Origin of the sequence: Mesorhizobium sp. M2A.F.Ca.ET.042.01.1.1 (assembly GCF_003997405.1) — a bacterium.
Classification (GTDB): Bacteria; Pseudomonadota; Alphaproteobacteria; order Rhizobiales; family Rhizobiaceae; genus Mesorhizobium.
Map to the genome: position 1 here is coordinate 1 of NZ_RZRX01000488.1, position 2,190 is coordinate 2,190.

At 64.9% G+C, this 2,190-nt stretch carries 2 protein-coding genes; both read right to left on the minus strand.

The genetic code is table 11. The annotated features are described in order from the left end of the window. A partial coding sequence (gene aspS, locus EOA23_RS34055) for an aspartate--tRNA ligase (protein ID WP_127307260.1) occupies nucleotides 1-1,328 on the minus strand: 1,328 nt, incomplete at its 3' end. Nucleotides 1,329-1,436: 108 nt separating this feature from the next. Continuing rightward, nucleotides 1,437-2,190, minus strand: a 754-nt coding sequence (locus EOA23_RS34060; RefSeq protein ID WP_189341820.1) for a DeoR/GlpR family DNA-binding transcription regulator, incomplete at its 5' end; no start/stop codon positions are given.

Sequence of the window (2,190 nt, forward strand, 5' to 3'; positions counted from 1 at the left end):
AAGAACGGGAAGCCCACGATCCAGCACAGCTCGAACCGCTCGCGATCGACGAGGTTCAGCTCCTCGCCGGCGCGGGTGCGCGCAGCGCCCGCGAAGGTAACGAACTTCTTCGGATCGCCCGCGACGAAGAAGGCGGCATCGCCATCGGCAAGGCCGAGTTGTTGGCGGATCGCCTCGGTGCGCTCCTCGCCGATGTTCTTGGCAATCGGACCGGCGCCTCCGAGTTTTTCGCCTTCCTTGCGCCAGAAGATGTAGCCGAGGCCCGGTTGGCCCTCGCTCTGCGCCCAGGAGTTCATGCGGTCGCAAAAGGCGCGGCTGCCGCCGGTCTTGGCCGGAATGGCCCAGACCTCGGCCTTCGCATCGTTGGCCAGGATGTTGGCAAAGACCTTGAAGCCGGAATCGCGGAAATGATCCGAGACCGCCTGCATCTCGATCGGGTTGCGCAGGTCCGGCTTGTCGGAGCCATAGGTGCGCATCGCCTCGTCATAGGGAATGCGGCGGAATTTCTGGGTTACCGGCTTGCCGTTGGCAAATGTCTCGAAGACGCCGCGAAGCACCGGCTCCATGGTGGAGAGCACGTCGTCCTGCTCGACGAAGCTCATCTCGAGGTCGAGCTGGTAGAATTCGCCCGGCAGCCGGTCGGCGCGCGGATCCTCGTCGCGGAAGCAGGGCGCGATCTGGAAATAACGGTCGAAGCCGGACACCATGATCAGCTGCTTATACTGCTGCGGCGCCTGCGGCAGCGCATAGAAGGTGCCGGGATGGATGCGCGACGGCACCAGGAAGTCGCGCGCGCCTTCCGGCGAGGACGCAGTCAGGATCGGCGTCGAGAACTCGGTGAAGCCGACCTCGCCCATGCGCTTGCGCATCTCGGCGATGATTTTTGTCCGCGCCACGATATTCCGATGCAGCGTCTCGCGGCGCAGGTCGAGAAAGCGGTATTTCAAACGGATGTCTTCCGGGTACTCCGGCTCGCCGAACACCGGCAGCGGCAGTTCCTTGGCGGCCGACAGCACCTCGATCTCGCGCGCGAAAATCTCGATCTCGCCGGTCGGCAGGTTGGCGTTTACCGTCTCCGGCAGCCGCGCCTTGACCTCGCCGTCGACGCGGATCACCCATTCGCCGCGCACGGTCTCGGCCACTTTGAAGGCCGGCGAATCCGGATCGGCGACGATCTGGGTCAGGCCGTAGTGGTCACGCAAATCGATGAAGAGCAGCCCGCCATGGTCTCGCACGCGGTGCACCCAGCCCGACAGGCGGACCGAATTGCCGACGTCGCTCTTTCTCAACTGGGCACAAGTGTGGCTGCGGTAACGATGCGTGGTCATGGGTAAAGTCCGGAAATTGCGGGCACCAGCCCGGCTCGAAAATTGGCGCGAAAAGCGCATGAGAGGCCGGCTTTGTCAAGGCAAGCGGTCACACAGGAGCGCTTCTGCTCAGGCAAAGTGAATTTGCGCGCCCTGGCTTTGGAAATCGGCGAGCGTGGCGGCAGGCGCGGTCTTTTCCACCACGAGATGGCGGATCGCATCGGCGCCGGCGACACGATACGGCGCAGCAGTCGCAAGCTTGTCGCTGGTGACGGCAATGACGATGCCGGCGCTGTTTTTCGCCATGGCGCGTTTCACCTCAGCTTCGGCCGAATCGAAGGCGGTGACGCCGCGCGCGGCATCCAGACCGCAGGAGCCCAGAAAGAACAGATCGGCGCCAAGCTGGGCCACGGCGGCCAGCGTATCGGCGCCCACGCAGGTGCCGAGATCGGGAACATAGCGGCCGCCGAGCACGATCAGTTCGACCAGAGGACGATCGACCAGCGCCGAGGCGACGCCCAGCGAATTGGTGGCAATGGTCAGTTCCATATCGCGCGGGATTGCCCTGGCGATGGCTTCATTGGTCGTGCCGCCATCGATGAACAGGGACTGCCCCGCCACGAGCAGCCCCACTGCCGCTTTCGCCAGGCGCGTCTTTTCCTCGACCGCATGCCCGCTGCGCTGGCTGAGCGTCGCGGCGGCAAACGGCGCCGAGGCGACCGCGCCGCCATAGACGCGGCGCAGCTGCCCGGCCTTGGCCAACTCCCTGAGATCGCGGCGCACCGTGTCTTCCGAGACGCCGAAACGGCTGGCGAGTTCGCCGGCCAGCACCTTTCCGTCCGCCGCAAGCTGATCGCGAATGAGTTGGTGGCGTTCTTCGGTG